Source organism: Candidatus Tremblayella phenacoccinincola (assembly GCF_002682985.1).
GTDB lineage: Bacteria > Pseudomonadota > Gammaproteobacteria > Burkholderiales > Burkholderiaceae > Tremblaya > Tremblaya phenacola_C.
The window spans coordinates 1-6,528 of record NZ_MKGN01000017.1 but is presented as its reverse complement, the minus strand read 5'-3'; the positions used below and the strand labels follow the sequence as shown (position 1 = coordinate 6,528).

Annotated in this window: 4 protein-coding genes, 2 tRNA genes and 1 pseudogene; 4 read left to right on the top strand and 3 right to left on the bottom strand. The window is 39.3% G+C overall.

Annotated elements, in window-relative coordinates; translation table 11 throughout:
• The first annotated feature begins 55 nt into the window (after positions 1-55).
• Complete coding sequence (locus TPPER_RS01300; protein ID WP_146684949.1) at positions 56-328, top strand: hypothetical protein; 273 nt, start codon at positions 56-58, stop codon at positions 326-328.
• Positions 329-380: 52 nt separating this feature from the next.
• Here TPPER_RS01300 and TPPER_RS00885 read toward each other — a convergent pair.
• A pseudogene (locus tag TPPER_RS00885) lies at positions 381-1,003 on the bottom strand (exonuclease domain-containing protein).
• A gap of 124 nt (positions 1,004-1,127) precedes the next feature.
• Here TPPER_RS00885 and carA point away from each other — a divergent pair.
• The 3 genes from carA to TPPER_RS00865 are packed head-to-tail and all read left to right on the top strand — an operon-like array spanning position 1,128 to position 6,045.
• Complete coding sequence (gene carA, locus TPPER_RS00875; protein ID WP_099336892.1) at positions 1,128-2,234, top strand: glutamine-hydrolyzing carbamoyl-phosphate synthase small subunit; 1,107 nt, start codon at positions 1,128-1,130, stop codon at positions 2,232-2,234.
• Between the two features lie 3 nt (positions 2,235-2,237).
• On the top strand, positions 2,238-5,414 hold the full coding sequence (gene carB / locus TPPER_RS00870) for a carbamoyl-phosphate synthase large subunit (protein ID WP_099336891.1): 3,177 nt from the start codon (positions 2,238-2,240) through the stop codon (positions 5,412-5,414).
• Positions 5,407-6,045 (top strand): SAM-dependent methyltransferase, encoded by a 639-nt coding sequence (locus TPPER_RS00865; RefSeq protein ID WP_099336890.1) that lies wholly within the window; start codon positions 5,407-5,409, stop codon positions 6,043-6,045. Before carB ends, TPPER_RS00865 begins: the two co-directional genes overlap by 8 nt.
• Positions 6,046-6,204: 159 nt before the next feature.
• Here TPPER_RS00865 and TPPER_RS00860 read toward each other — a convergent pair.
• Positions 6,205-6,279: transfer RNA gene (locus TPPER_RS00860), tRNA-Met, on the bottom strand.
• Between the two features lie 28 nt (positions 6,280-6,307).
• Positions 6,308-6,391: transfer RNA gene (locus TPPER_RS00855), tRNA-Leu, on the bottom strand.
• Between the last annotated feature and the right edge of the window lie 137 nt (positions 6,392-6,528).

The following is a 6,528-nucleotide window of genomic DNA, read 5'->3' as shown; positions in this document are numbered from 1 at the left end:
AGGGTTGATAGTCTAGGAGAACAGCCTTAAAGTATGTATGATGAGGCTATCGTATATGTATGAGGCTAACGAAGCTAACGAAACAATGAACAGACTGACAGCAGAACATACTACTGCTTTCCACCCCAACCTTCTCCGGGATACCTTTCCTACTGAGAGTTCCCACACATACTCCCTCACAAACATCCTCTTCTGTTTACTACTGACCCTAACTCCACTACCTACTATCCAGAACCACCTACTAATCATTCCAGAGATTAACCCAGAACACCCCTATGTTCTCCCTCGCTACTGCCTTACCTCCCTCTCTCCTACCCCTAACCCATAGGCATGCGTTAGATGTCTTTATAGTTTAAGTGTTCCCCCCAACCTATAGTTAACTACCAAACGCAGTCCCCAACCGTAAGACTATCTATCTCGTTAAGAATGTTCTGATGTAACTGCTGTTCAGAACTACTAACTGATATGAGAGGCAACCTTTTACAAAGAGACGTACGTTCTACTGGTCCACAACCATCATTAAAACCTGCCGTTGATGCCTTGATTCTATTCAATACTATAAAAACATCTGCTAAAAGCTTTGCATCTATCAGAGCTCCATGCTTTATTCTTTTGGTTCTTGGTATATTGAACCTATCACACAAATAATCTAAAGAACAACGTTTATTAAATAATACCTTAGCTTTTGTGAGAGTATCTATTATTCCTAAGCTGAACCGAGCAATTGATGGATAACCTATACTAACTAACTCCCTGTTTATAATGTTAACATCGAATGAAGCATTGTGGGCTACTATTACCGATCCATATATAAAAGCAAAAACCTATCAGCAACCTCCTTAAACCTAGTCTGCTTTTTAAGGAAAGAGTCTTTCAAGCCGTGTATCTTTAACGCACCAGGAGTATTTAAATAGTCTGGGTTAACGTAGCTTTGAAAGTAATTCCCAGTGACAACATCTTCCATTACTTCTACACATCCTAACTCTACAATCCTATCGGACATCACATTTAAACCTGTAGTCTCAGAATCTAATATAACATATCTAGTGTTTGTATTCATAGTAGTCTCCAGGTTGGAGTAGCTTTATTAGGTTTTATCCTATTATTAACAGAGTTCCTATTCCTATATGAGGTTCGTGTTGGATACTTTGTTGGGTTTAGAGGATGGGGTTGCTTTTGAAGGTAGATCAGTTGGAGCAAAAGGCATCATTACTGGAGAGCTAATATTTAATACTTCTATAACTGGCTACCAAGAAACTATTACCGACCCAAGCTACCTTGGACAACTAATAGTATTCACTTTTCCACATATTGGAAACACAGGCATAAATAATACTGATGTTGAGTCACAAAGAGTTTACGCTTCAGGAGCCATTGTACGTTCGCTTTCTACTTTTCAATCTGGGGTCAGACTAATGTGTTCCCTATACAAAAAGGTTAGGAAAGCAGGAATGGTAGTAGTGTCTGGAGTTAATACCAGGCTGTTAACACAAACCTTAAGGACTCGAGGTGTTATCAAAGGCTGCGTTATAACCAGTAGGAACGCTAATCAGCTAGTAGTTGATGTTGCTAGAGCCTCAATAGATATATCTACGAGAGACTTATCGAAAGAAGCATTCAATGGTAAATCTGTATCTTGGCAACCCAATAGAAGCTGCTTGGAACATAAGTATAAAGTCATAGTTTTAAACTTCGGGTTAAAGCTCAGTATATTGCGAAGCCTTATGGATAGAAACTGTAGAGCTTATGTTGTTTCTGCTTACGTCAACAGTAAGGACATATTGAACCTAGCTGTGGATGGAATAGTATTATCTAATGGACCTGGTAGTCCTAGCATAAACCCAGACATAGTCTCAAACGTTAAAAAGATAATACGATGTAGAGCACCAATGTTAGGTATCTGTTTCGGGCACCAAGTTACTTCTCTTTCCTTGGGTGTGAAAACTAACCGCTTGAGACTAGGACATCACGGCACAAACCACCCAGTTAAAGACCTAAACAGCGGCTCTGTAGTAACCACTTCTCAGAACCATAGCTTTACCATTGAACCAGCCTCTCTAAACGATGCTTTCAGGATATCTCATATTTCCTTATTCGATGAATCAATCCAAGGGTTGGAGACATATAATCATTTAACGTTAAGCTTTCAAGGACATCCAGAAGCATGTGCAGGTCCCAAAGATATAGAATATCTGTTTGATGCCTTCATTGCCGTATTCAACAGTGTGGTCTAATAGATGCCTAAGAGAACAGATATCAAAAGTATTGTTGTGCTAGGTGCAGGTCCGATTACTATAGGACAAGCGTGTGAGTTTGATTATTCAGGAACCCAAGCATGCCAAGCTTTGATCGAAGAAGGTTTAAGTGTTTCTTTGATAAATAGCAACCCTGCGACAATAATGACAGACCCCAATCTAGCAAGTTCTACATACATAGAACCAATGAATGTTAAGTCGATAGCTGAGATACTACGCAAAGAAAAGCCAGACGCAATCTTGCCAACAATGGGAGGACAAACAGCTTTGAATTGTTTACGAGAGCTTAACAATGTTTCTGTTCTTAAAGACTTGGACATAGAATGTATCGGAGTAACTCCTGACTCCATCGAACGTACAGAGAATAGGCATCTATTTAAGAACCTTGTTAAAAGCTTAGGATTCAATTCTGCGTTGTCAGGACTAGCACATACAGTGAGCGAAGCGCTTAGGGTAAAAGCTGATATCGAAAGCAAAACTAGCAAGACACATCCAATCATTGTTAGACCATCGTTTACTTTAGGAGGGTTAGGAGGTGGTGTTGCATATGACAAAAGAGAGTTTGTAGCAATATGCAAAGCTGGGTTTAGGCTGTCTCCTGTTAGTGAAGTATTAATAGAAGAGTCTCTCCTTGGTTGGAAAGAATATGAGTTGGAAATAGTGAAGGACTATAATAATAACTGCATGGTGGTGTGTACTATTGAAAACATTGACCCTATGGGAATACATACAGGAGACTCAATGACAGTGGCTCCCGCTCAGACACTCACTGACAAGGAATACCAATCGATGAGAAAGGCAGCTTTTGCAATAGTAAACCAAGCAGGAGTCCAGTCTGGAAGCTGTAACGTACAATTTGCTCTTTGTCCCCAGACTGGTCGGATGGTAGTGGTAGAGATGAATCCAAGAGTCTCAAGATCTTCAGCGTTGGCCTCAAAAGCAACAGGGTTTCCGATTGCGAGGATATCTACCAAGCTGGCGGTAGGTTATTCTTTAGAGGAACTTAAGAACAGATCCACCAGCGATTGTATACCAGCATCTTTCGAACCAACAGTGGATTATATAGTCACTAAAGTACCAAGGTTTACGTTTGAAAAGTTCCCAGGGGTAGAACCAGTTCTTAATACTCAAATGCAGTCAGTCGGAGAAGTAATGGCAATTGGTCGTAGCTTTCCAGAATCATTCCAGAAGTCATTAAGAAGCTTAGACTATGATGTCCATGTGTTGGACCTACAAGTGAACATTGAGAATATACTAACCTTCCTTTCATATCCTGGTCCAAAGAGACTATTGTACATTATGAAAGCTTTTAGAGTTGGGTTAGGAATTAACCTAATATATGAAAGAACTTGCATTGATAAATGGTTCCTGTTTTACTTTAAGCATATCTCAACCGTTGAAGTAAGACTGTTGGGACAAAGATATTGTTATGTTTCCAGGAATGAATGGCGAACAGTTAAACAGCTTGGTCTTTCTGATCAGTTGGTATCTAAGCTTTGGAATGTTAGTGAAGATATCGTAGTATATTTGAGAAGAGCCTTAAATGTGTTCCCTTCTTATAAACGTATTGACACTTGTGCTGCTGAGTTTCCAGTTAAAACATCGTATATGTATTCAACATATGAAGGAACCTGTGAAGCAAACCCAATCAATAATAATAAGGTGGCAGTAATAGGAAGTGGTCCAAATAGAATCGGTCAGGGTTTAGAGTTTGATTATTGTTGCGTTCATTCTGTTATCGCACTAAAGAGACGAGGCTTTGAAGCTATAATGATTAACTGCAACCCAGAGACTGTTTCAACTGACTATGATATACCAAACAGGCTTTATTTTGAACCGCTGTCCCTCGAAGACGTAGAAGAAGTTACTATTAAAGAAAAGCCCTGTCTAGTCATAATCCAATTCGGAGGTCAAACTCCTTTAAAGCTTGCAAAGTCCTTAAACAAAAGAACCATAAGCATTTTAGGATCTTCAGCGAAAGCTATAGAGTTAACAGAAAACAGAGAGCATTTCAAGATAGCAGTCAGCAGAACAGCTCTCAAACAACCGAAGAGCTTTATAGTTAATTCAAAGGAAGAGGCCATATCAAAGGTTAGAGAGCTTGGGTATCCTGTGATAGTAAGACCTTCGTATGTGCTAGGTGGTAGTAACATGAAGATATTGCATGATGAATCCGACCTACGTTGGTGTGTTAACTATGCTAACAGCTTAGAACTTCCAAAGGTCCTTATAGAACGGTTTCTAACTGAAGCAGTAGAATGTGACATTGACTGTGTAAGCGATGGTGTTAATATTATTATGCCTGGTATTATGGAACATATTGAACAAGCAGGTATTCATTCTGGAGACTCAGCTAATTCTTTACCTCCTCGTTCAGTTAACTCAAACACCATAATGAAACTTAAAGAACAAACACAGACCCTAGCAAAGGTGTTCAATATAGTTGGGCTAATGAATATCCAGTTTGCAATACAGAGCTTAGGAACCAATGATGAAAGAATATATGTACTTGAGGTTAATCCTCGAGCTGCAAGAACAATACCATACGTTTCTAAATCTATTGGACTACCTCTAGTGAACCTAGCTACAAGGGTAATGGCTAAAGGTTCTTTAGGTTTCGAAACTAATATTAACGTTAAAACAACCATGTGCACCATTAAAGAGTCTGTGCTTCCGTTCGTCAAGTTCCCTCATATCGATCCAATGTTAGGACCAGAAATGAGATCAACCGGAGAAGTAATGGGAGTAGGAAGAACATTTGGGGAAGCCTGGCTTAAGTCTCAAGTTTCATGTGGGTTTGTTATATCAGGTGAAGGTGTTCTATTCAACACGGACATCAAAGAAAAGCTGCGTATATCTCAGATCGCTCGTATGCTTTCGAACTTAGGTTTTAACCTATACGGAACAAGCCATACATCAAAAGCTATTAGGAGCAAAGGGTTAACTATAAAAGAAGCCGTGTCTATAGAAGAAGGAGTAACAGTGGTTATATCAACATCCAAACGTAACGCAACGCTCAGACTCATTGCTAAAACAACAGGAATACCTTATTATTCCACTATTAGAGGAGGTCTAGCAGTTGTGGAAGGCTGTTTGTCTGTTAATAGGTTAAGGACTTGTAAACTTCAATCAGTAGCAGGAATTAATATATATGAGTAAAGCTTTCAAAACACACAGCTGGTTCAAGCACTACTCTAAGGGTCTATACATTAGAAAGGTAAGAACTCAAGACTATAGGGCAAGCTCCGTGTTTGTTCTGAAGAGCATAGAAGGCAAGTATAATCTTATTGAGAACTGTGTCACAATATTAGGGTTAGGCACAGCACCTGGTTGTTGGGTTCAGTATGTATTGGAGGTTAAGAAAAAGACTAGTGGAACGTACAAGGTTGTTGCTATTGATAAGATGCCTATGGAATACATAAACGAAGTATGCTTTATTAACGGAGAATATACAGACTGCAACACCCAAACCAGACTTGAGGTTGAAATGGGAATGGGGTTAAACACTAAACACTCTAAGTTCAGTCTTATTCTTGCAGACGTTTGTGCTAGCGTTCCAAGAGATAGGTGTATTGTCAAAACAGTCCTTGAGAGTATTAAAAGTATGTTAGCTTTTGTTACTAGGTTTCTGAGTAAGAAAGGGTTGCTACTATATAGATTCTTTCCTCAATATCAGACTGCTATTAGAGCATGGTTTAGGTATTGCTTTAGGTATATAATAAGCATATGGGTAGCCTCTACTCGAGAAAGGAATGGTTCATCAGCTATGTATGTGCTCTGTAGCTGTTAAGAACCAACGTATATCTGTCCTAGAGCCTGGTTCATCTAATAGCCTATAGATACATACCAATATAGACTGCCTTTTCAAGCTACAATGAACATCATACATACTAATCTACATACTAATATACAAAGGTTAACTAACAACACAAGAACACCAAGATCTCAGATGCGGAGGTTGGAATTGAACCAACGTCCTTCGGGTTATGAGCCCGATGAGCTGCCAAGCCTGCTCCACTCCGCTTTAGATGCGTATTATGTTTATTATATAATACCGAGGACGGGACTTGAACCCGTATACTTATAAAAGCATTACCACCTCAAAGTAACGCGACTACCTATTTCGCCACCTCGGTATTAAACACTTTCTCCCTCCTTCCTTTGAAGAGCTATCAACAAAAGTATCCCTATAAATGCTAACTATAAGCCTATCTCTTTAGCTACAATATAGGCCTCTCTAGAAAATATATGAGAAGCTTTTGGGGTTCGTATG

Excerpts from the sequence above, each read along its gene's own strand:
- carB (WP_099336891.1), top strand. The coding sequence starts at position 2,238 with ATGCCTAAGAGAACAGATATCAAAAGTATTGTTGTGCTAGGTGCAGGT.
- carA (WP_099336892.1), top strand. The coding sequence starts at position 1,128 with ATGAGGTTCGTGTTGGATACTTTGTTGGGTTTAGAGGATGGGGTTGCT.
- TPPER_RS00865 (WP_099336890.1), top strand. The coding sequence starts at position 5,407 with ATGAGTAAAGCTTTCAAAACACACAGCTGGTTCAAGCACTACTCTAAG.
- TPPER_RS01300 (WP_146684949.1), top strand. The coding sequence starts at position 56 with ATGTATGAGGCTAACGAAGCTAACGAAACAATGAACAGACTGACAGCA.